Raw genomic sequence first — 21,263 nt, 5'->3', positions numbered from 1 at the left:
CGGGGCTTCTACCGATTGGGCCGCGCGCCGTCCCGCGCCGCTTCGGCCATGGCCGACAGCTGCGCCAGCAGGGGCATGGGATCGCTCCCCACCGTCCCCGACACCACCTCCGCCGCCTTTTCCGGCGTCCAGCCGCCCTCGAAATAGGCCGACCGCAGTTCCCGCGGCTGCGCCCATACGGCGATCTTCGGCCCGGCGACCGTATAGACCTGCCCGGTGATGTCCCGGGCCCGTTCGCTCAGCAGATACACCACGAAGGCCGCCACATCCTCCGGTTCGCCGATCTCCTTGAGTTCCATCGGCACATTCGCCGACATCCGCGTCCGCGCCACCGGCGCCACGGCATTGGCGGTCACCCCGTATTTGTGCAGCCCCAGCGCCGCACTGCGGACCAGCGAAATGATGCCGCCCTTCGCCGATGCATAATTCGCCTGCGCCACCGACCCCTGGTGATTTCCGCTGGTGAACCCCACCAGCGTGCCCGTCCCCTGGCGGCGCATCACGGCGGCCGCCGCCCGGAAAACGGTGAACGTGCCCTTGAGATGGGTCGCGACAACCGGGTCCCATTCCTCTTCGGACATATTGAAGAGCATCCGCTCGCGCAGAATTCCGGCCACGCAGACGACGCCGTCGATCCGCCCGTACTGCGCCAGCGCGGTGTCCACGATCCGCTGCCCGCCGGCCATGGTGGAGACATCGTCGGCGACCGCCGTGGCCACCCCGCCCGCCGCCTCGATCTCCTTCACCACCGCCTCGGCGACCTCGCTGCTCGGCGCGGCGCCGTCGATGGCGACCCCGTAGTCGTTGACGACGACCTTCGCGCCCTCCGCCGCGCAGGCCAGCGCCACCGCCCGCCCGATACCGCGCCCGGCGCCCGTGACGGCGACCACCTTGCCGGCCAAGAAGTTCCCCATGCCGCGCCCCTTCCGAGTTTCTGACGGACCGTTAGATTTTTGAGCAGACGCGGTACGAACACAAGACCCCGCGTACGAACGCCGGTCCCGGCCCGCACCGGACCGGCCGCCTTGAGGAGTCCGTCATGCCCCTGCCGCAGGAGTTCCACGACCTCGCCCGGCGCGTCAACAACTGGGGCCGCTGGGGCGCCGACGACGAGATCGGCACCCTCAACCTGATCACCGACGAGGTGGTACGGGCGGCCGCCGCCGGCATCCGTACCGGCCGCCGCATACCCCTCGCCCTCCCCCTCCGGCACGACGGCGTCCAGACCGGCATGATCCCCGGCCGGGTCAACCCGCTGCACACCATGACCGCGATCAACCAGGAGCTCTTCGGCCCCCATACGGTCGCCACCTCCGACGACGCGGTCACCATGGGCCTCCAGGCCGCCACCCACTGGGACGGCCTGACCCATGTCTCGCACTCCGGGCGGCTCTACAACGACCGTCCCGCCGACAGCATCACCGCGCACGCCGGCGCCACCCTGCTCGGCCTCGAAAAGGCCCCGCCGATCGTCTCCCGCGGCGTCCTCCTGGACATCGCCCGCGTCCATGGCACCGACCGGCTACCGGGCGGGCACGCCGTCACTCCCGAAGACCTCGACGCCGCCGAGGAGTTGGCCCGTACCACGGTCCGCTCCGGCGACATCGTGCTGATCCGTACGGGCCAGATCCGGCACTACCTCGCGGGCGACCGGGAGGCGTACGCCTTCCCCTCCCCCGGGCTGTCGATCCGCACCCCGGAGTGGTTCCATGCCCGCGATGTGGCCGCCGTCGCCAATGACACCCTCACGTTTGAGATCTTCCCGCCGGAGATCGAGAACCTCTGGCTGCCCGTGCACGCCCTCGATCTGGTGGAGATGGGCATGCTCCAAGGCCAGAACTGGAATCTGGAGGAGCTGAGCGAATCCTGCGCCGCGGCGGACCGCTTCACCTTCCTGCTGTCGGCGATGGCCGAGCCGTTCGTCGGCGCCTCCGGGGCTCCCGTGGCACCCGTGGCGATCCTCTGAGGCCGTACCGGGCCCGACGGCTCCGGCCAGGTGGCGGTGCGCCCCTGCGCGCCCCGAGCGCGGCACCGCGGACCGCCACCCGACTCCGAGTCGCGACCCGCACTCGCCAAGACCCCGGACCGGCTGCCCGGCTCCCCCCAAGACCTCGGCGTCCCCTCGCGGCGAATCGCTCCACCCAAGGGTGATCAACCCGGCACGCCACGTCAACACCTGGTCTGGACTAATTGTGTTGCACCCGATTTACTCGGATCCGATTTACTGATGCGCGGTTTACTGAGGTTCGGTTCGCGGGGGCGCGGTTCACTGGGGCGCGATTTACGTGGACGCGGTTCATTCGGGCACGACTCACTGGGGCACGGTTCATTCGGGGCGCGATTCGCGTGGGCACGGCTCACCGTGCCGCGTGCGCCGACCGGCGACGGCTACGCTCTGTGCGGCAGGGCGCAGTGGGTTTCGTACGAGGCCCCCAGCTCGCCCCCCGTCGCCATCAGCAGCGACTGACCGCGGTCCACCTCGCACCAGATCCGCTTGCCGGCGCCTTCCTGCTGCCAGCCCCAGCGGTCCGCCAGGCCGTCGACCAGCTCCAGGCCGCGGCCGTTGGTGTCGTCGCCGTCCGCGTGCCGCTGGCGCGGCGGGCGGGCGCTGGCATCCACCACTTCGACCCGCACGGTCCCCACCACCGCGCCCGAGCTCGTGAAGCACATCCGCAGCTTGGCGGCCGTGCCGGTGTGCACCACGGCATTGGTGACGAGTTCGGAGATCAGCAGGATCAGCGTCTCCGCGAGCGGCTCGTCGGCCCCTATGCCGGACCCCAGCAGCCGCGACCGGGCCCATCGCCTGGCTCGCCCCACCTCTGCGGGGTCGGGCCGTACCTCCAACTGCACCTGAAGCACCTGCACCGCTCACACCATCCGAACCGGCGGAAACATCGCCTCGCGCCTCCACAGGATCACGGTGCGTGACCCCGGTGAGGCACAGCATGGTTGACGTTCAGTCACCCCAACAAGCGCTTCGGGCATATTCCAGCGCAAGGGAGTATGCATGCTGCATACTGTGCGACGCACTTTGCGGGGAGTCGAACAAGGGGGTTTCTCGGGCCCCCGCCCGAGGCGAGCGGCGCGCAGTCCGTACCCCGGATCCGTCATTCCGACGGCTCCGCGAACGTTGCGCCACCAAACCACTCGCACCCAACGGAGCGTACCCGAGCGGAACGCCGACTCCCGCCTGTGACGAGTCACGCCTAGGACACAACCCGATATCGACCCTCCGTGACCGCTAGTGCGTGCGGTATCCGACATTTCGCACAGGGGGCGCCGGATTCCGGCATCGCCGCCCACGGGACACCCCGCCGACCCGTCGCCCGTCAGGCGATCAGGCCCGCCGCCAGCGCTTCCTCCGCCGCCGCGGCGCCACCCCAGCGCGCGGCGCGCAGCCAGGCGCGTTTGAGGTGCAGATGCACATCGGACTCCCATGTGAACCCCATCCCGCCATGAACCTGCAGGCACTCCCGGGCGTTACGCACCGCAGCCTCGTCGGCGAGCAGTTTGGCGGCCGTCGCGTCGAGAACACCCTCCGTGACCGATGCCGCATACACCGCACTTCGGGCGATTTCGGCTCGTACGAGCATCTGTGCGCACAGATGCTTGACCGCTTGGAAGGAGCCGATGGGTGCGCCGAATTGCTCGCGTTCGCGGGCATACGTGACCGCCATCTCGACCGTACGGGCCGCGCTGCCCAGTTGCTGTGCGGCGGTGAGCAGAGCCGCCTCGCGGTGCAGTCGGGGTACATCGAGAGCCAGTGGGGTTTTGCGCGCTATGTTCGTTATGCGAGCGAGCGGGGTCAGCGGGTCAACTGAAGCAAATGGAGCGCAGAGCACATCGGCGGCCGCACTTCGATACGCCCCGGACGCGCGCCCCTGGTCCACCGGATCCGCCCCCTTGGCACCCCCCAGCATGATCAACGCGTCGCAGTCGGCCGGGTGTTCCCACAGGGGGGCGCCTGGGTCCGGACCGGGCTCCGGGCCGGTCGCCGCGCCCGGCGGCGGGCCCGGCGCAGCCCCCGGTTCCGGACCGCCCGCCGTCTCCGCCAGCGCCACGATCCGCTCCCCCGTCGCGACCCCGTCCACCGCTCCGGCCAGGAGCTGGCAGGCGACCAGGGGGCCCGGCAGCAGAGCCCGGCCGGTCTCCTCCATGAGCAGGACGGCCTCCGGCAGACCCAGCCCCACCCCGCCGTCCGCCTCCGGCAGCCGCAGCGCGAAGAACCCCGCCTCGGCCAGCTCGCGCCACAGCACCCGGTCCAGCGCGGGCGCCTCGACCGCCGCCCGCAGCCGCTCCCGCTCGAACCGCCCGGCCAGCAGCTCCCGCATCCCGTCGCGCAACGCCCGCTGATCCGGGCCGAGTTGGAAGTCCACCGGTCGCTCACCGCCCCTTCGGCAGGCCGAGGATGCGCTCGGCGACGATGTTCTGCTGGATCTGGGAGGTGCCCGCGGCGATGGTGTACGAGAGCGACGACAGCCGGCCGGCGACCCACTCCCGGTCCGCGTCCAGCGCTCCGGCGCCCAGCACCTCCGCGGCCGCGTCGTACAGCTCCTGCCGGGCGTGCGAATAGCGCAGCTTGAAGACCGAACCGCCGGCCCCCGGCACGCCGCCGCCGCACTGCTGCGCCTCGCTCACGTTCCACTGGGTCAGCCGCCACAGCGCCGTGAACTCCGCGCTCAGCCGCCCGAGTCCGCGCCGTAGCACCGCATCGTCCCAGCGGCCGTTGGCCCGCGCCGTACGGGCCAGCGCGCCGAGCACCCGGCGGCAGGCCACCACCTCGCCGACGAAGGCGGTGCCGCGCTCGAAGGACAGGGTCACCATCGTCACCCGCCAGCCGTCGTTCTCCGCCCCGACCCGGTTGCCCACCGGCACCCGCACCTCGTCGAGGAACAGCTCGGCGAACTCCGTCGAACCGGCCAGGGTGCGCAGCGGCCGCACGGTGACCCCCGGCGCGTCCATCGGCATCGCCAGCCAGCTGATCCCGCGGTGCCGCGGCGCCCCCGGATCGGTGCGGACCAGCAGCTCGCACCAGTCGGCGACCTCGGCGTGCGAGGTCCAGATCTTCGAACCGGTGACGACGTACGCATCCCCGTCCCGTACCGCCCTCGTCCGCAGCGCCGCCAGGTCGGACCCGGCGTCCGGTTCGCTGAAGCCCTGGCACCAGATCTCGTCGCCGCGCAGGATCGGCGGCAGCCAGCGGGCGCGTTGCTCGGGGCTGCCCTCGACGGCGATGGTGGGGCCGGCGTGCAGCAGCCCCACAAAATTCGCCCCTACGTAGGGCGCGCCGGCCAGCTCCGTCTCCTCCAGGAAGATCAGGTGCTGGGTGGGCGTGGCACCCTGCCCCCCGGCGTCCCGGGGCCAGTGCAGCCCCGCGTACCCGGCGTCGTACAGCATCCGCTGCCAGGCCGCGTCATACGCCCGCCGACCGGGCCAGTCGGCCGCGGCGGGCCGGGCGGGGAGCGTGGGCAGCACCTTGGCGAGCCATGCGCGCAGCCGCGCCCGGAAGGCTTCCTCTTCCTCGGTGTACGTGAGGTCCATACCCGCACCGCCCTCCTGGTGCCCCGTGTCGGCGGGAACGGAGCCACACCATCTGGATCTGATGGGTCGTCAGAAATAGGCTAGCCCTCGGCCCTCTGGACCGGCAAGGCGGCGGCCTCTGACCTCCCGTTCAGACCTGACGTCACGTCAGGTAGCGGGCTCCGTCGGCCAGCCGGCGGACGCCCCGACCGCTACCGCGGCCGACAACTCACGCCACGGCCCGCCCCTTACGCCCCTCGCGCCCCTCGCGCCCCTCGCGCCCCTTCCACCTGCATCGGCCGAGGAGGTCCGGCCCCCCATGCCCGACACCACCACCCTCCGGGACCTGGTCGCCCGGCGCGCCGCCCGTACTCCCGACGCCCCCGCGCTCATCCAGGGCGCCGAGTCCGCGCGGGACGAGCGGCGGATCACCTTCGGGGCGCTGCGGCGGAGGGCGGAGCGGGACGCTGGAGTCCCTCCTTCACAGCCACCCGGACGTGACCGACACGGCCGTCATCGGCCTGCCGCACCGGGAGCGGGGCGAGCTGGTCCGCGCGGTCGCCGAACAGCCGCCGGGAGCACGGGAGTTGAACCTCCCCGAGGCCGCCGCGTATCTGCGCGGCCAGGGGCCGGCGCCACACAAGCTGCCCGAACGGCCGGAGGCGGTGGAGGCGCTGCCGCGCGGGGCGACGCCGGGCAAGGTGCTGATGGGGGAGCTGCGGGGGCGGTTCGGGGGCGGTTCGGGAGCGGTGCGGGGGCGGTGCGGACAGCCTCAGCGTGTAGGACGGCGCCCGTCCTACCGTCCCCGTACGGTCGTCCCATGAGCCCCTCCCGCCCCCAGATCGACACCGCCGGCCGCCGAGCGCGCCTAGGGCGGCGGCATTTGTTGGCGCCCGGGTGCCGAGCGGCCCGGGCCGAAGACGTTGCCGAGGCGGTCGTCGGGCTGCATGCGACCGATGCGGCAACCGTGCATCTGGCGGCCTGTGCGCGGCTGGTCGTGCCGGATCCCGCGGAGGTCGAGCGGGCGCTCTACGACGACCACTCGCTGGTGCGTCTGCTGTGCATGCGCCGTACGCTCTTCGCGGTCGGTGCCGCGTTCGCGCCGGTGGTGGCCTCGTCCACGGCGGGGGCCATCGCCGCCAAGGAGCGGCGCGATATGACGCGGTGGGTCATCGGTGGCCTGCCCGGCTGGGACGAGCGGCGGCTGGCGGAGGTGGAGGCGAAGACGCTTACCGCCCTGGCCGCCCGGGGGCAGGCGGCCGCGGCGGATCTCGCCGTCGACGTGCCCGATCTGCGCGACACCATCGTGCAGTCCCCCGGCAAGCCGTACGAGGCCACGGTCGCCGTCTCCAGCCGGATCCTGCGGGTGCTGGCGGCCGAGGGGAAGATCCGGCGGGGGCGGCCGCGCGGGGGCTGGACCAGCAGTTCCTTCCGCTGGATCCCCGGCACTCCGTTCGCCGAACTGCCCGCCCCGCCCCCCGCCGAGGCCCGCGCCGCACTCGCCCGCCGCTGGCTCGCCGCGTACGGGCCGGCGACCGTCGAGGACCTCAAGTGGTGGACGGGCTGGACGCTGACCGACACCCGGCGGGCGGTGGCCGCCACCGATGCCGTCGAGGTGACCTTGGAGGACGGCCGCCCCGGGCTGGCCCTCCCCGACGACCTCGCCCCCGTCGCCGCGCCCGACCCCTGGGCCGCCCTGCTGCCCGCACTCGACCCGACGGCCATGGGCTGGAAGTCCCGCGACTGGTACCTCGACCCCGGTCATGTGCCCCGCCTCTTCGACCGCAGCGGCAACATCGGCCCGACGGTGTGGTGGAACGGCCGGATCATCGGCGGCTGGGCCCAGCGCCCGGACGGCGAGATCGCCTGGCGGCTGCTGTCGGACGAGGGCGGACGGGAAGCCGCGGCGGCGGTGGAGACCGAGGCGGCGCGGCTGGCGGGGTGGGTACGGGACGTACGGGTCACGCCCCGCTTCCGGACGCCGTTGGAGCGGGAGTTGAGCCGGTAGCCCTGCCGTGGGGGCGTGGGGGCGCGGTACGGGATGGCGCAGGCCGGGCGTCTCTCGGGCTGGGCGTGGCCCGGCGCCCCCTAGGCGCGGTAGAGCCGTCGCGTGTGGGCTGGGTCGGCGGGGGCGGGGGCGGGGACCGGCAGGAAGTGCTCGACCTGCCACTTCTGCGTGGCGCGGGCCTGGCGGCTGGTGGTCATCGCCCACGGCGGGTAGACGCGAATGCCCCGCTTTCCGCCGGAACCGTTGCGCGAGACGATGTCCCGGGCCGCCAGCACCTCGCACGGGAAGACGAACTGCCCGACGTGCTCCCCCTCGCGCGTGCTGATGACGAACAGGTCGACGGGGTCCTCGATGCCGTACGGCTCGATCGGCCCGCCGTCGCGGCGCTTCCACACCGTGACGAACTGGCCGGTCTTCGTCGGCGTGGTCTTCGCCGCCCGGAACCGGACCTCCCGCCCGTCCACGGTGAAGGAGTGCGCCGCGTACTCGGCGCTCTCCGCCTCGGGCACCGGCTGCGAACAGCGCAACCCGGCCGGGTCGTACACCGAGGTCTTCGCCGCCAGCAGTTCGTCGTGCACCGGGGCCGCGGACGGCCAGGTGGTGAAGTCGGCGGCCGTCCGGGTCCGGTCCTGGGCCCGGTCCTGCGCGGTGTTCCCGGCTTCTCTCGTCATACGGGCATCGTGTCACCCCACGGGTCGCTCGGGGCGGGCGGGACACCTGGGGTGCGAGGGCCCATCCGTGGTGCGCACATCACCGCGGGTCGTAGGTGCTCGTCGCCTGTTCGTAGCGGCGGTCCACCTCGCGGCGGTCGGTGTCGGGGCCGATGACCAGGACCAGGTGGTAGCGGCCGTTGTGGATCATGGCGAGGTTGCGGACGTAGACCTTGCGGCCGCTGGAGTCGCTCCAGGTGAAGGTGCCCTCGGCCATGGCCGTCTTGCCGACGTCGACACGGCGCAGACCGGAGGACGAGGACCAGCCCGAGGCACGGGACGGGGTCAGCTCGCCCTCCTTGTCGAGCTGGTAGGCCATGGGATCCGCGCCGAAGTGGGCGGTGGTGTCGCGGCCCGGCACGATCAGCAGCTCGTAGTCGCCGTCCAGGTAACGGACCTGGCCCTGGGCGTTCTTGGCACGGCGCTGCGCGCCCTGGCGGACCGCCACCTGGAAGCCCTCGGGGTCGTTGCGGAGCGTGTAGCCCGGGGCGGCGGGCGGGGGCGGGGTGGGCTGGGGGGCCTGGGTGCCGCCCGGACCGCCGTCCTGGCCCTGGTCCTGCCCCTGGCTGGTGCCCTGACCGTCGGTGGGGGCCCGGGTGCCGCCGGATGCCGCGCCCGAGACACCCGTACTCTGCGAACCGCCCGGCCCGCCCCTGGCCTCCTCGCCCGCCTTGGGGAGGAAGACCATGGCATAGGCGAAGGCGCCCACCAGCAGAAACAGGACCAGGGCGAGCAGCAGGCGGCCGAGATGGCGCGGACCGCGGCCACCCGGGGGCCGGGCGTCGTCCTCGTCCCAGGCCGAACGCGACTGCCGGGCGGACGTCTCCATGCCCACCTGGACGAGCAACTGCTGGTCCTCGTAAAGATCGCCCCGCAACGACGGCGGACCCGAACTCCGGGCAGATCGCGGCGGCTTGGCCATGGCCGGCCGGCGCGGCGGCTTCGACGGCTTTTCCTGCTTCGGGGGACGGGGCGGGCGCGGGCGGGGTACGGGGGCGGCCTGCGGCGGCGCGGCGGGCCGGCCCGTCTGCGGACGCCACGGCTGCTGCTGCTCCTGGCGGGGACGGTCCTTCTTGCGCCGGCCCCGGCGGACCAGCTCGCCGCGGCGCCGCACGATCGGCAGCCGCCGCGGGTCGCCGCCCCGCTCCAGAGCCGGAACGGTGACCAGGCGGCGGCCGATCTCCGGCTCCGGTGCCGTACGGATCAGCGCGCGCAGCCGGTCGCGCAGCTCCTCGATACCGGGGCGCCGGGCGGGGTCCCGGCGGAGGAGCTCGGCGATCAGCAGCGGCAGGTCCTCACCGCAGACGTCGGCGGGGGCCGGGGCAGGGGGCCGCGAACGGACCAGCCGGGCCAGCTCGGCGGCACTCTCCTCGGGGAAGGGGGCGCGGCCCTGCACGGAGCGGAAGAGGAGGGCGCCGACCGCCCAGAGGTCGGTGGCGGGGCCGGGGGTGGTGCCGATGCTCCCCAACTGGTCATGCTTGTGGGCAAGTTGAGGGCCCGAGGGGTAGGGACCCGAGGGGGAGGCGTCCGGGGATTGCTGATCCGGGAGGCGGGAGTCAGGGAAGTGGGAGTCAGGAAGATGGGATTCAGGAAGGCGGGCGCCCGGGAGGTGGGAGCCCGGGAGGCGAGGCTGAGGGACGTCCGTCAGCCGCTCCTCGGCCTCGGGTTCCTCCGCCTCGGGTTCCTCGGCCTCGGGTTCCTCCGCCTCGCGCCAGTCGCCCTCGCGCCAGTCGCCCGCAGACCAGTCGCCCGCAGACCAGCCACCCCTGTCATGCGCGTCCCCGGCCCATTCCTCCCGCCCGTCAACCCGTTCCGCCCGCCCGTCGATCCACCCCGTCTGCTCCGGTGCCCACCGTTCCGTGACCGGGCCGACGATCTGGAGCCGCGTCTGCCCCGCGCGCTCGGCGGCCAGCCCCGTCGGCGCGGCCTTGGTGAGCCGCACGCCGGGCTCGCCACCGCGCTCGTCCCCGGCCTCGGCAACGGGCCCGTCCCCGGGCTCGCCCCCCGGCTCGGCACCAACGCCGCCCTCCGCGTGCGGCGCCCGGCGCGGCGCGGGCAGATCGGCCGGTTCGGGGCGCGCCGCGGCGGGGCCCTCGGGGGTGTCACTGTCAGGCGCACCGTCGCCCGGGATGACCTCGTACCCGCACAGCGCCTCCTGGGCCGCGCCCACCGCCAGGCCCGTCAGGACGGCCCGCCCGTCGTCGCAGACCAGGACCGTACGGGCGGTGATGTTGCGGTGCAGCCAGCCGTGGGCGTGCAGGGCGCGCAGGGCGGTGAGGACGTCGGCGGCGATCTCCGCGGCGCGATGCGGGCTCAGCGGTCGGTCGGCGAGCAGCGCGGACAGCGGGCGGGCGCGGATGAGTTCGCCGACGATCCACAGGCCGCCGTCCTGCGCGAAGACGTCGAAGACCTGGTCGAGGAGGGGGTGGTCGGGCAGCCGCGCGGCCGCGGTCGCGGCGTCGAGGGCGCGGCGTACGACGGGATCGCGGGGGCTGCGGTCGGCCGTCCCCGTGCCCCCGCCCGTCCCCCTGGGCGCACCGGCACCGGTGGACGCCTCGGGGCCGCCGAGGAACTCCGCCTCCACGACCTCCGGCAGCGGCACCTGACGCAGCAGCACCTCCTGCCCGCTGTAGGTGTCGAAGGCGCGGGTCTCGGCGACGTCGTCCTCACCCGGGGGCCGCAGCGGCAGGCGGTAGCGCTCGGCGAGCACTCTTCCCGCGTACTCGTCCACGACGCCTCCCCAACAGCGCGCTCAGGCGTACGGCGTTCATGCGTACGGACCGTTCTGGTGTGTCTCACGATACGGGGCGGGACTGACACCGGCCCCGCACCGTGTCGGCACATGACACATCGGCACCTGACCGGGTCGGCGCCGACGGACACCACCCGGCCTCCCGCGCCGCGTGCGTCAGTCCTTCACCGCGAAGGTCCGGAACGCCGTGTCGCGCAGCTGTCGGCACTCCTTGTCCGACCAGGCGTCGGCCCTGCACGTGATCATGATCGCGTAGCCGTGCTGGTCGTCCGCCCGGAAGCCGCGGTCGAGCACGCGCAGCTTCTGGCCGTCCTTCTCGTAGGTGAACGACCAGTCCGCGACGGTCGGATAGCCCCGCCACTCGACGGTCTTGATGCCGAGGAGGTGGTAGCCGGGGGTGGAGCGGCTCACGGCCCGCTCCAGATCGCGCCATGAGGCCGCCGCATCAGCGCCCGGCTTGGCGTTGTAGTCGATCTGGATGCGCGGGAATCCGCCGCCGGAGCTGTATATGGCGCCGGAGCCCTCGCCCGCGGTGCCGGTCTGTGTGAAGCCCTTCGGCATCGCGGCGGTGAAGTGGAAACGGCCGTTGGAGACGGGCGCGAAGCCGGCCGGCAGGGCCTTGCCGCTCTTGCCACCGTCCTTGCCGCCGTCGTCGGCACCGCCCTGGTCGCCGCCCTTGCCGTCGCCCGCGCCGGTGCCCGGCGACTGTCCTCCCGACTGGCCGGACTGTTCGTCCCCCGGATCGCCCGTGGAGGCATCCGGCGTGCCCTTGGCGTCCTTCAGGCGGGCGGTGTGGCGTGCCTTGCCGTTCTTGGTGGCGTCGGCGCCGTTGGCCGTATCGCTTCCGCTGAGCGCGAGGGCCAGGATCGTGCCGAGGATCAGCAGGGCGACGACCACGGCCGCGATGATCAGCGTGCGCCGCGGTACGACGTCGGTCACCGAGGCACGCGGAACGGGTCGGCCCCCGTCACCGGGTCTGGACTCGCTGCGGGCCGCGGCGGCGGCGTTGCGGACGGACCGGAGCGCGCCGCGCACCCGCTCCTTGGCGGCATCGGCGTCGAAACCGGAGCGGGCCGCGTTACGGTCGGCGGCCGCGGTACGGGTGCCGGAGGCGGACGCGGTGTCGGATGCGTCCGTACTGCCGGGTCCGGCGGGCGTGGGAGTACCTCCCATGCCCTTGTGGCCATGGGGGACGGTCCGGTCCGCGGGCTTGTTACCGGGGCGGGCCGCGGACTTCTCCGACGAGGCGGCCGAGCCGGAACCGGATGCCGAGGAAGAGGACGGGGAAGAGGACGGGGAAGAGGACGGGGAGGAGGTCGAAGGCGACCCCGCAGCCGAGCCCGATCCCGCGGCAGCCTTCTTGGCGGCGGCACCCGACTTCCCGGCGACCCCGGTTCCGGCCGCAGCCCCAGCCCCTCCCCCGGGCTTCTCCTTCGGCTTGCGCGTCTCCTTGGCCTTCGGCGCGGCCTTCGCCGCGGTCTTGGCGCTCTGCTTGGCCGGTGCCTTCGGCTTCGTCGCCCTGGGCTTGGCCGTCCGCTCCCCCGGGACCGTCGGCAGCGCCATCGCCCGCGTCGCATCCGCCGGCGGCTCGGTCTCCGTGGGGCCGTGCACGACCTCCAGCAGCAGCGCCCGCGCGGCCGCGTCGTCGAGCCGTCCCGCCGGGTCCTTGACCAGCAGGCCGTAGATGACGTCCTCCAGCGCACCGGCGCTCTTGGGCGGCTCGACCGGCTCGGTCATCACCGCCGTCAGCGTGGCGATCGCCGAGCCCTTGTCGTACGGCGGATGGCCCTCGACGCAGGCGTACAGCAGGCCGCCCAGCGACCACATGTCGGCGGGCGGGCCGGGCTTGTGGCCGCGGGCCCGCTCCGGGGAGATGTACGAGGGCGCGCCGACGAGCATGCCGGTGGAGGTCACGGAGGGGTCGCCCTCGACCTGGGCGATGCCGAAGTCGGTGAGGACGACGCGGCCGTCGTCGGACATCAGGACGTTGGACGGCTTCACATCGCGGTGCAGGATGCCCTCGCTGTGCGCGGCGCGCAGCACGTCGAGGATCGCCAGGCCCACCTCGGCGGCGCGGCGCGGGGCGAGCGGGCCGTCGTCGCGGACGAGCTCGGCCAGGGAGCGGCCCTCGACCAGCTCCATCACGATCCACGGCCGGTCGTCCTCGTCGACGACGTCATAGACCGTCACCGCGCCGTTGTTGCGGATCCGGGCGATCGCCTTGGCCTCGCGCAGCGTACGGGTGATCAGGCGGCGCTTCTCGTCCTCCTCGACCCCGCCGGGGAAGCGCAGTTCCTTGACCGCCACCGTACGGCCGAGGACCTCGTCGCGGGCCCGCCAGACGGTGCCCATGCCGCCCCGGCCGAGAACATCGGCGAGCCGGTACCGGCCGGCGAGCAGCCTGCCCTCCTTGCCGTCCATCTCGACCTCGTCGCCCACGGAAACCCCTCTGCAATCCGGCCGAGTTGACACCGCGACCCGGATCCGGCGCCACGCCGGCCTCCGTCGATCGTCAAACTGCCCCAACTCGGACAACCCACCCTGGCGGAGCCTTCATTCTCCCTCATCCGCGGCCATGGGGAAGGCCCGGGTGGGTGCCCGGCCGTGTTCCCCGGCCGGTTTCGCGGCCGGTTCCCCCGGCTGGTCCCCGACACCTTGACCGACGCATTGCCCGGCCCGTTGCCCGCGGCCTCCCCCAGGCCGTTCCCCGGCCGTTTCCCGGGCGCGCGTCGTGAGCGCCGTCCGGACCGGCGCCGGAACCGGCACCCGGTCCGGTGTTCGCCCTGCTCGCGAGGCGTTTTCGGATCGATTCCATGGCGCATCCGGATCGTTCCGCAGCGCCTTTGGAGCACTCACATATCGCTCACCGATCGCTCACGGTTCGGGTTCCGTTCCTTTTCCGGGGGGCGACGCGCACGCGCCATGATGGCTCCGACGAACGGGAGTCCCGCATGACGAGGCGCTCGCCCCACCGAGCCGCACCGACCGCACCGACCGCCCTGACCACCACGTCCCCCGTGTACGCCGCGCTCGCCTGGATCGCCGCACTGGCCGTCCTGGTGCCGTTCCTGACGGGGTGTGCCGGACGGATGCACGCCCGCTCCGCCCCGCCCGCGACGGTGCGTCAGCCGCCCGCCACGACGGTGCCTGCGCTGCGCGGCCTGGTGCACGACGGGGCGCCGGGCGCCGCCTCCCTCATCACCCGCGACGGCCGGTTCTGGGCCTCGCGGTTCTCCACCTCCGGCGTCGCCGATCTGCGCAGCGGCCGCCCGATGGACCGCTTCGACCACTTCCGGGCCGGCAGTCTCACCAAGACTCTGGTCGCGACGGTGGTCCTGCAACTCGTCGCCGAGCGGAAACTGTCCCTGGACGACCCCGCGAGCGCCCACCTGCCGCCCGGGACCCCGCACCGCGCACCGGGCGGGCACAGCGATCTGCGGAAGGTGACCATCCGCCAGCTGCTCGACCATACGAGTGGTTTGTTCAACTACACCCAAGACCCGCGGTTCGCCCGGCAGATGCGCGGCACGGGCTTCGGCGTCCACCGCTACGACACCCACACCCCCGTCCAGCTGCTGCGCCTCGCACTACGGCACCGTCCGGTGGCGGCACCGGGTGCCCGGTACTCGTACGCCAACACCAACTACCTGGTGCTCGGGCTGATCATCCGGGGCGTCACCGGCCACTCGTACGCCACGGAAATCCGCCGGCGCATCCTCCTGCCCGCCGGGCTCAGCGGCACCTCCTTCCCCGGCCACGACCCGGCGCTGCCGCGGCCGCACGGCCGGGCCTACTCGCGGATCGGCGGCCGGGAGGTGGACAGCACCTTCCTCGACCCGAGCCTGGCGGGTGCGGCGGGCGAGATGGTCACCACCCTCGACGATCTGAACCGCTTCTTCGCCGCCCTGCTCAGCGGCAAGTTCCTGGCGCCGCGCCAGATGGCCGAGATGCGCGACGAGCAGGGCACCGGCGGCACCTACGGCCTCGGGCTGTACGCGACCAGGCTCCCCTGCGGCGTCACCGTCTGGGGCCACAACGGCGACATCAACGGCTCCTTCGCCGAAACCGCGGGCACCGCCGACGGACGCCATCTGGTCAGCTACCGCGTCAACACCGACTCCCTGGCCCGCCCGGCGCACGGGACGGCCCTGCTGGAGGCGGAGTTCTGCCGGGCGGACGCTTAGGGGGCTTCGGGGTCGCACCGCGCCGCGCCCCGCCCTCACAACGGCACGATGTCCGGCGCCCCCAGCCGCGCCGCATCCGCCGTCAGATCGTCCGGCTGCCGCTGCGATTCGCGCTCCGCCTCGACCCGCTTCTCGTAGTGCGCGATCTCCTTCTCGATCTGGGCGCCGTCCCAGCCCAGCGCGGGAGCCATCAGCTCGGCGACCTCGCGGGCGCTGCGGGTGCCGCGGTCGAAGGTCTCGATGGAGATGCGGGTGCGGCGGGTGAGGACGTCGTCCAGATGCCGGGCGCCCTCATGGGTGCAGGCGTAGACGGCCTCGGCGCGCAGGTAGTCGTCCGCGGCGGCCAGCGGTTCGCCCAGCGAGGGGTCGGCCACCACCAGTTCCAGTACCTCCTCGGCGAGCGCGCCGTAGCGGTTCAAGAGGTGCTCGATCCGGGCGACATGGAGGCCGGTGCGGGCCGCGATCCGGGCGCGGGCGTTCCACAGCGCCCGGTAGCCCTCCGCGCCCGCCAGCGGGACGTCCTCCGTGACGCACTCCGCCACCCGCTGGTCGAGGCCGTGCACCGCCTCGTCGACGGCGTCCTTGGCCATCACCCGGTACGTCGTGTACTTGCCGCCCGCCACCACGACCAGCCCCGGCACCGGGTGCGCCACGGTGTGCTCGCGCGACAGCTTGCTGGTGGCGTCCGACTCCCCGGCCAGCAGCGGCCGCAGCCCGGCGTAGACGCCTTCCACATCGTCCCTGGTCAGCGGTATGGCCAGCACGGAGTTGACGTGTTCCAGCAGATAGTCGATATCGGCGCTGGAGGCCGCGGGATGCGCCTTGTCGAGGTCCCAGTCGGTGTCCGTCGTCCCGATGATCCAGTGCCGTCCCCAGGGGATGACGAACAGGACGCTCTTTTCCGTACGGAGGATCAGTCCGGTGGTGGAGTGGATCCGGTCCTTGGGGACGACCAGGTGAATTCCCTTCGAGGCGCGGACGTGGAACTGTCCGCGCTCACCGATCAGCGCCTGGGTGTCATCGGTCCACACCCCGGTGGCGTTGACGATCTGCCGCGCCCGGACGGCGTAGGTGCGGCCCGTCTCGACGTCCTCCACCCGCGCGCCGACCACCCGTTCGCCCTCGCGCAGAAAGCCCACCACCCGCGCCCGGTTGGCGCAGTGCGCGCCGTACGCGGAGGCGGTGCGCACGAGCGTCGCCACATAGCGGGCGTCGTCCATCTGGGCGTCGTAGTACTGGAGCGCGCCCACCAGCGCATCGCTCTTGAGGCAGGGCGCCACGCGCAGGGCCCGTTTGTGGGACAGATGACGGTGGACGGGCAGCCCGCGGCCGTGGCCGGAGGAGACCGACATGGCGTCATAGAGGGCGACGCCGGAGCCCGCGTACCAGCGCTCCCAGCCGCGGTGCTGCAACGGGTAGAGAAACGGCACGGGCTTGACCAGATGGGGCGCCAGCCGCTGGAGCAGCAGCCCCCGTTCCTTGAGCGCCTCCCGTACGAGGGCGAAGTCCAGCATCTCCAGATAGCGCAGGCCGCCGTGGATGAGCTTGCTGGAGCGGCTGGAGGTGCCCGAGGCCCAGTCGCGCGCCTCGACCAGTCCGGTGGCCAGGCCGCGGGTCGCCGCGTCCAGTGCCGTCCCCGCGCCGACGACCCCCGCGCCGACGACCAGGATGTCCAGCTCCCGCTCCGCCATTCGAGCGAGCGCCTCGGCACGCTGCGCCGGTCCCAGTGTCGCTGTCTTCACCAGTGCCTCCCGCTGTGATCGGTGCCTGCGTGATCGGTGCCCTGCCCGCCGTTCGCCGTGGCGGCGATGCGTGGACAGGTGCTCCCTGCCGGTATCCCCGCTCCGCCCGTTACGGCAACACCCCGCCCCCTTGATCCACCAATCCCTATTCTGGGTCAAATGTCGGCTTAGTCTACTTATGCGTTATTCGCAGTCGCTCGGGAAGGACGGCAGCAGACATGCCCGCGGACCTCGCCGTCATCGGACTCGGCCACCTCGGCCTCCCCCTCGCCCAAGCCGCCACCGCCGCCGGCATCAGCACCCTCGGCTACGACCCCGATCCGCACGCCGCCACTCCCTCGGGCGCCGACGGACCCCTGTCCGCCACCGAGATCCGCCGGCTCCTCGCGGCCGGCTTTTGCACCACCGCCGACCCCGCCGCCCTCGGCAAGGTCCGTACGGCCGTGATCTGCGCGGCCACCCCGCTCGGCGCGGACCGCGCGCTGGACCTGACGGGCATCGCGGACGCGGCCCGCACCCTCGCCGCGCGGCTGCGCCCGCACACCACCGTCATCCTGGAATCGGCCGCCTACCCGGGCACCACCGAGGATTTCCTGCGCCCCCTCCTCGAAGAGGGCTCCGGCCTGACCGCCGGCCGCGACTTCCACCTCGCCTGCTCCCCCAGCCGCCACGACCCCGGCAACCGCATCCACCGCTACCGCAACACCCCCAAGGTCATCGGCGGCCTCACCCCCGCCTGCACCGAGGCCGCCGCGGCCTTCTACGGCCGGATCACCGACAAGGTCGTACGGGCCCGCGGCCCCCGCGAGGCCGAGACGTCCAAACTGCTGGAGACCAACTACCGGCACGTCAACATCGCCCTGATGAACGAGATGGCGGTCTTCTGCCATGACATCGGCGTCGACCTGTGGGACGTCATCCGCTGCGCCGAGACCAAACCGTTCGGCTTCCAGACCTTCCGCCCCGGACCGGGCGTCGGCGGGCACGCCACCCCGATCGACCCCCACCACCTTTCCCACAAGGGGCGTTCACCGGGCCATCCGCTGCGCATGGTCGAACTCGCCCAGGAGGTCAACGGCCGGATGCCGGGCTATGTCATCCAACGCTGCGCCACCCTCCTGAACGAACACGGCAAATCCGCCCGCGGCGCCCGCATCCTGCTCCTCGGCGTCACCTACAAGCCCGACATCGGCGACCAGGCGGCCTCCCCGGCCCGCGAGATCGGCTCCCGCCTACGAGAACTGGGCGCCCACCTCACGTACCACGACCCCTACGTCCCCCAGTGGCGGCTCCTCGACCGCCCCGTCCCCCGAGCCGACTCCCTCTACGAGGCCGCAGCCGCCGCCGACCTGACGGTCCTCCTCCAGCCCCACCGCACCTACGACCTCCAGGGCCTGGCCGTGAAGGCCCAACTGCTGCTGGACACGCGGGGGGCCACGCCTACGGGGGCGGCGCACCGGCTGTGACGCGGATGCCCTCGGCCGACCGCCGGGCAAAGGCGAGAGCCCGGACCGCCTGAGCGGTCCGGGCTCTCCCCGTCGAACGGCCCCCTACGGGAGCCGCCCTCAGCGCTTGTGCTGCGAAGGCGCCACCGTGACCTCCACCCGCTGGAACTCCTTCAGTTCGGAGTAGCCGGTGGTGGCCATCGCCCGGCGCAGGGCGCCGAAGAAGTTCATCGAGCCGTCGGGCGTGGTCGAGGGACCGCAGAGGATCTCCTCGGTGGTGCCGACCGCGCCGAGGTCCATGCGCTTGCCACGCGGGACGTCCTCGTGGACGGCCTCCATGCCCCAGTGGTGGCCGCGGCCCGGCGCGTCCGTCGCACGGGCCAGCGGGGAGCCCATCATCACCGCGTCGGCGCCGCACGCGATGGCCTTGGGCAGGTCGCCGGACCAGCCCACGCCGCCGTCGGCGATGACGTGGACGTAGCGGCCGCCGGACTCGTCCATGTAGTCGCGGCGCGCGGCCGCGACATCGGCCACGGCGGTCGCCATCGGGACCTGGATGCCCAGGACGTTACGGGTGGTGTGCGCGGCACCGCCGCCGAAGCCGACCAGCACACCGGCCGCGCCGGTACGCATCAGGTGCAGGGCCGCGGTGTAGGTGGCACAGCCGCCGACGATGACCGGGACGTCCAGCTCGTAGATGAACTGCTTGAGGTTCAGCGGCTCGGCGGCGGAGGAGACGTGCTCCGCGGAGACCGTCGTACCCCGGATCACGAAGATGTCGACGCCCGCGTCCACGACCGCCTTGGAGAACTGGGCGGTGCGCTGCGGGGAGAGCGCGGCGGCGGTGACGACGCCGGAGTCGCGCACCTCCTTGATCCGCTGCCCGATCAGCTCTTCCTTGATCGGCGCGGCGTAGATCTCCTGGAGCCGCTTGGTGGCCGCCGCGCCGTCCAGCTCCGCGATCTCCGCGAGCAGCGGCTCGGGGTCCTCATAGCGGGTCCACAGGCCCTCAAGGTTGAGGACGCCCAGGCCGCCCAGTTCACCGATGCGGATGGCGGTCTGCGGGGAGACCACCGAGTCCATGGGAGCCGCCAGGAACGGCAGCTCGAAGCGGTAGGCATCGATCTGCCAGGCGATCGAGACCTCCTTCGGGTCGCGGGTGCGGCGAGACGGTACGACGGCGATGTCGTCGAAGCCGTATGCCCGGCGGCCGCGCTTGCCGCGTCCGATCTCGATCTCAGTCACTGTGTTTGGCCCTTCCTACGGAATACGCCCCCAGTATCCCTGACGCGGCAGGACCCGCGACCGTCCGGTCGCGGGTCCTGGAAAATCCCGGTGTCAGCCCCGGGCGTAGTTCGGCGCCTCGGTGATCATCTGGACGTCGTGCGGGTGGCTCTCCTTGAGGCCCGCGCTGGTGATGCGGACGAAGCGGCCCTTCTCCTTCAGCTCCGGGATGTCGGCCGAGCCGACGTACCCCATGGAGGCGCGCAGGCCGCCGACGAGCTGATGGGCGACCGAGGCCAGCGGGCCGCGGTAGGGCACCTGGCCCTCGATGCCCTCGGGGACGAGCTTGTCCTCGGACAGCACGTTGTCCTGGAAGTAGCGGTCCTTGGAGAAGGAACGCGCCTGGCCGCGGGACTGCATCGCGCCCAGCGAGCCCATACCGCGGTACGACTTGAACTGCTTGCCGTTGATGAAGACCATCTCGCCGGGCGACTCCTCGCAGCCGGCCAGCAGCGAGCCCAGCATGACGGTGTCCGCGCCGGCCGCGATGGCCTTGGCGATGTCGCCGGAGAACTGGAGGCCGCCGTCGCCGATCAGCGGGACGCCCGCGTCGCCGCACGCCTGCGCGGCCTCGTAGATCGCCGTCACCTGCGGCACGCCGATGCCGGCGACCACGCGGGTGGTGCAGATCGAGCCGGGGCCCACGCCGACCTTGACGCCGTCCACACCGGCGTCGATCAGCGCCTGCGCGCCGTCGCGGGTGGCGACGTTGCCGCCGACGACATCGACGGTGATGTTGGACTTGACCTTGGAGATCATGTCGAGGATGCCGCGGCTGTGGCCGTGCGCGCTGTCGATGACGAGGAAGTCCGCACCGGCCTCGACCAGCGCCTGCGCCCGGTCGTACGCCGCATCGCCGACGCCCACCGCGGCGCCGACGACCAGCCGGCCCTCGGCGTCCTTGGCGGCGTGGGGGTACTTCTCGGCCTTGACGAAGTCCTTGACGGTGATCAGGCCCTTGAGCACGCCGTTGCCGTCGACCAGCGGCAGCTTCTCGATCTTGTGGCGGCGCAGCAGCTCGATGGCGGCGTCGCCGGAGATCCCGACCTTGCCGGTGACCAGCGGCATCGGCGTCATGACCTCGCGGACCTGACGGCCGCGGTCCATCTCGAAGGCCATATCGCGGTTGGTGACGATGCCCAGCAGCTTGCCGGCCGCGTCCGTCACCGGGACGCCGCTGATGCGGAACTTGGCGCACAGCGCGTCGGCCTCGGCGAGCGTGGCGTCGGGGCGGACCGTGATCGGGTCGGTGACCATGCCGGACTCGGAGCGCTTGACCAGGTCGACCTGGTTGGCCTGGTCCTCGATGGACAGGTTGCGGTGCAGGACGCCCGCGCCGCCCTGCCGCGCCATGGCGATGGCCATCCGCGCCTCGGTGACCTTGTCCATGGCCGCCGACAGCAGCGGGATGTTGACCGTGACGTTCCGCGAGACCCGGGAGGCGGTGTTGACCGCGTTCGGCAGCACCTCCGATGCGCCGGGCAGCAGCAGGACATCGTCGTATGTCAGCCCGAGCATGGCGAATTTGGCGGGCATACCCTCGACGTTGTCACTCATGACACCTTCCCCAATGCTCTTGCCTCAGCGCGGACTCCCATGCTAACGGCCTGGAGGAGTG

Annotated in this window: 15 protein-coding genes and 1 pseudogene; 6 read left to right on the top strand and 10 right to left on the bottom strand. The window is 72.7% G+C overall.

Features of this window, described 5'->3' with window-relative positions; translation table 11 throughout:
- Positions 1–8: 8 nt before the first annotated feature.
- A complete protein-coding gene (locus SNA_RS37715) occupies positions 9–914 on the bottom strand; it encodes an SDR family oxidoreductase (protein ID WP_030069538.1) in 906 nt (301 codons plus the stop codon).
- Between the two features lie 125 nt (positions 915–1,039).
- Between SNA_RS37715 and SNA_RS37710 the strand changes: the two genes are divergently transcribed.
- Both SNA_RS37710 and SNA_RS45410 read left to right on the top strand, forming a co-directional pair.
- Positions 1,040–1,966: a cyclase family protein gene (locus SNA_RS37710; protein WP_030069536.1), complete on the top strand. Its 927-nt coding sequence runs from the start codon at positions 1,040–1,042 to the stop codon at positions 1,964–1,966.
- 224 nt (positions 1,967–2,190) lie between these two features.
- Positions 2,191–2,322: pseudogene (locus SNA_RS45410) on the top strand (pentapeptide repeat-containing protein); the annotation flags it as partial.
- A 66-nt stretch (positions 2,323–2,388) separates the two neighbouring features.
- Here the strand turns inward: SNA_RS45410 and SNA_RS37705 are convergent.
- From SNA_RS37705 to SNA_RS37695, 3 genes are all read right to left on the bottom strand, one after another.
- Positions 2,389–2,865, bottom strand: coding sequence for an ATP-binding protein (locus tag SNA_RS37705; protein ID WP_044368830.1), 477 nt, complete (start codon positions 2,863–2,865; stop codon positions 2,389–2,391).
- A 464-nt stretch (positions 2,866–3,329) separates the two neighbouring features.
- Positions 3,330–4,376, bottom strand: a complete 1,047-nt coding sequence (locus SNA_RS37700) for an acyl-CoA dehydrogenase family protein (protein ID WP_030069534.1) — start codon at positions 4,374–4,376, stop codon at positions 3,330–3,332.
- A 7-nt stretch (positions 4,377–4,383) separates the two neighbouring features.
- Positions 4,384–5,541, bottom strand: coding sequence for an acyl-CoA dehydrogenase family protein (locus tag SNA_RS37695; RefSeq protein ID WP_044368829.1), 1,158 nt, complete (start codon positions 5,539–5,541; stop codon positions 4,384–4,386).
- Between the two features lie 476 nt (positions 5,542–6,017).
- On the opposite strand from SNA_RS37695, the gene SNA_RS45405 reads away from it, so the two are divergent.
- Both SNA_RS45405 and SNA_RS37685 read left to right on the top strand, forming a co-directional pair.
- Positions 6,018–6,344 carry a hypothetical protein gene (locus SNA_RS45405; protein ID WP_030069528.1) on the top strand — a complete coding sequence of 109 codons (327 nt, stop codon included), beginning with the start codon at positions 6,018–6,020 and terminating at the stop codon, positions 6,342–6,344.
- Positions 6,341–7,528, top strand: coding sequence for a winged helix DNA-binding domain-containing protein (locus SNA_RS37685; protein ID WP_044368828.1), 1,188 nt, complete (start codon positions 6,341–6,343; stop codon positions 7,526–7,528). Before SNA_RS45405 ends, SNA_RS37685 begins: the two co-directional genes overlap by 4 nt.
- 80 nt (positions 7,529–7,608) lie before the next feature.
- Here the strand turns inward: SNA_RS37685 and SNA_RS37680 are convergent, their stop codons facing one another.
- From SNA_RS37680 to SNA_RS37670, 3 genes are all read right to left on the bottom strand, one after another.
- Positions 7,609–8,199, bottom strand: coding sequence for a MepB family protein (locus SNA_RS37680; protein ID WP_078970479.1), 591 nt, complete (start codon positions 8,197–8,199; stop codon positions 7,609–7,611).
- Between the two features lie 79 nt (positions 8,200–8,278).
- Complete coding sequence (locus tag SNA_RS37675) at positions 8,279–10,969, bottom strand: protein kinase (RefSeq protein ID WP_044368827.1); 2,691 nt, start codon at positions 10,967–10,969, stop codon at positions 8,279–8,281.
- A gap of 177 nt (positions 10,970–11,146) precedes the next feature.
- Positions 11,147–13,411, bottom strand: a complete 2,265-nt coding sequence (locus tag SNA_RS37670) for a serine/threonine-protein kinase (RefSeq protein WP_044368943.1) — start codon at positions 13,409–13,411, stop codon at positions 11,147–11,149.
- Positions 13,412–13,941: 530 nt separating this feature from the next.
- Between SNA_RS37670 and SNA_RS37665 the strand changes: the two genes are divergently transcribed.
- A complete protein-coding gene (locus SNA_RS37665) occupies positions 13,942–15,174 on the top strand; it encodes a serine hydrolase domain-containing protein (protein WP_078970478.1) in 1,233 nt (410 codons plus the stop codon).
- A gap of 35 nt (positions 15,175–15,209) precedes the next feature.
- Here the strand turns inward: SNA_RS37665 and SNA_RS37660 are convergent, their stop codons facing one another.
- Positions 15,210–16,916: a glycerol-3-phosphate dehydrogenase/oxidase gene (locus tag SNA_RS37660; protein ID WP_030062841.1), complete on the bottom strand. Its 1,707-nt coding sequence runs from the start codon at positions 16,914–16,916 to the stop codon at positions 15,210–15,212.
- A gap of 218 nt (positions 16,917–17,134) precedes the next feature.
- Between SNA_RS37660 and SNA_RS37655 the strand changes: the two genes are divergently transcribed.
- Positions 17,135–18,382: a nucleotide sugar dehydrogenase gene (locus tag SNA_RS37655; protein WP_044368826.1), complete on the top strand. Its 1,248-nt coding sequence runs from the start codon at positions 17,135–17,137 to the stop codon at positions 18,380–18,382.
- Positions 18,383–18,481: 99 nt separating this feature from the next.
- Here SNA_RS37655 and SNA_RS37650 read toward each other — a convergent pair whose 3' ends face one another.
- Both SNA_RS37650 and guaB read right to left on the bottom strand, forming a co-directional pair.
- Positions 18,482–19,606 carry a GuaB3 family IMP dehydrogenase-related protein gene (locus SNA_RS37650; RefSeq protein WP_044368824.1) on the bottom strand — a complete coding sequence of 375 codons (1,125 nt, stop codon included), beginning with the start codon at positions 19,604–19,606 and terminating at the stop codon, positions 18,482–18,484.
- A gap of 93 nt (positions 19,607–19,699) precedes the next feature.
- Positions 19,700–21,202, bottom strand: coding sequence for an IMP dehydrogenase (gene guaB / locus SNA_RS37645; protein ID WP_030062844.1), 1,503 nt, complete (start codon positions 21,200–21,202; stop codon positions 19,700–19,702).
- Between the last annotated feature and the right edge of the window lie 61 nt (positions 21,203–21,263).

This window comes from Streptomyces natalensis ATCC 27448, assembly GCF_000935125.1.
Classification (GTDB): domain Bacteria; phylum Actinomycetota; class Actinomycetes; order Streptomycetales; family Streptomycetaceae; genus Streptomyces; species Streptomyces natalensis.
This window is presented reverse-complemented; position numbering and strand designations above follow the sequence as displayed.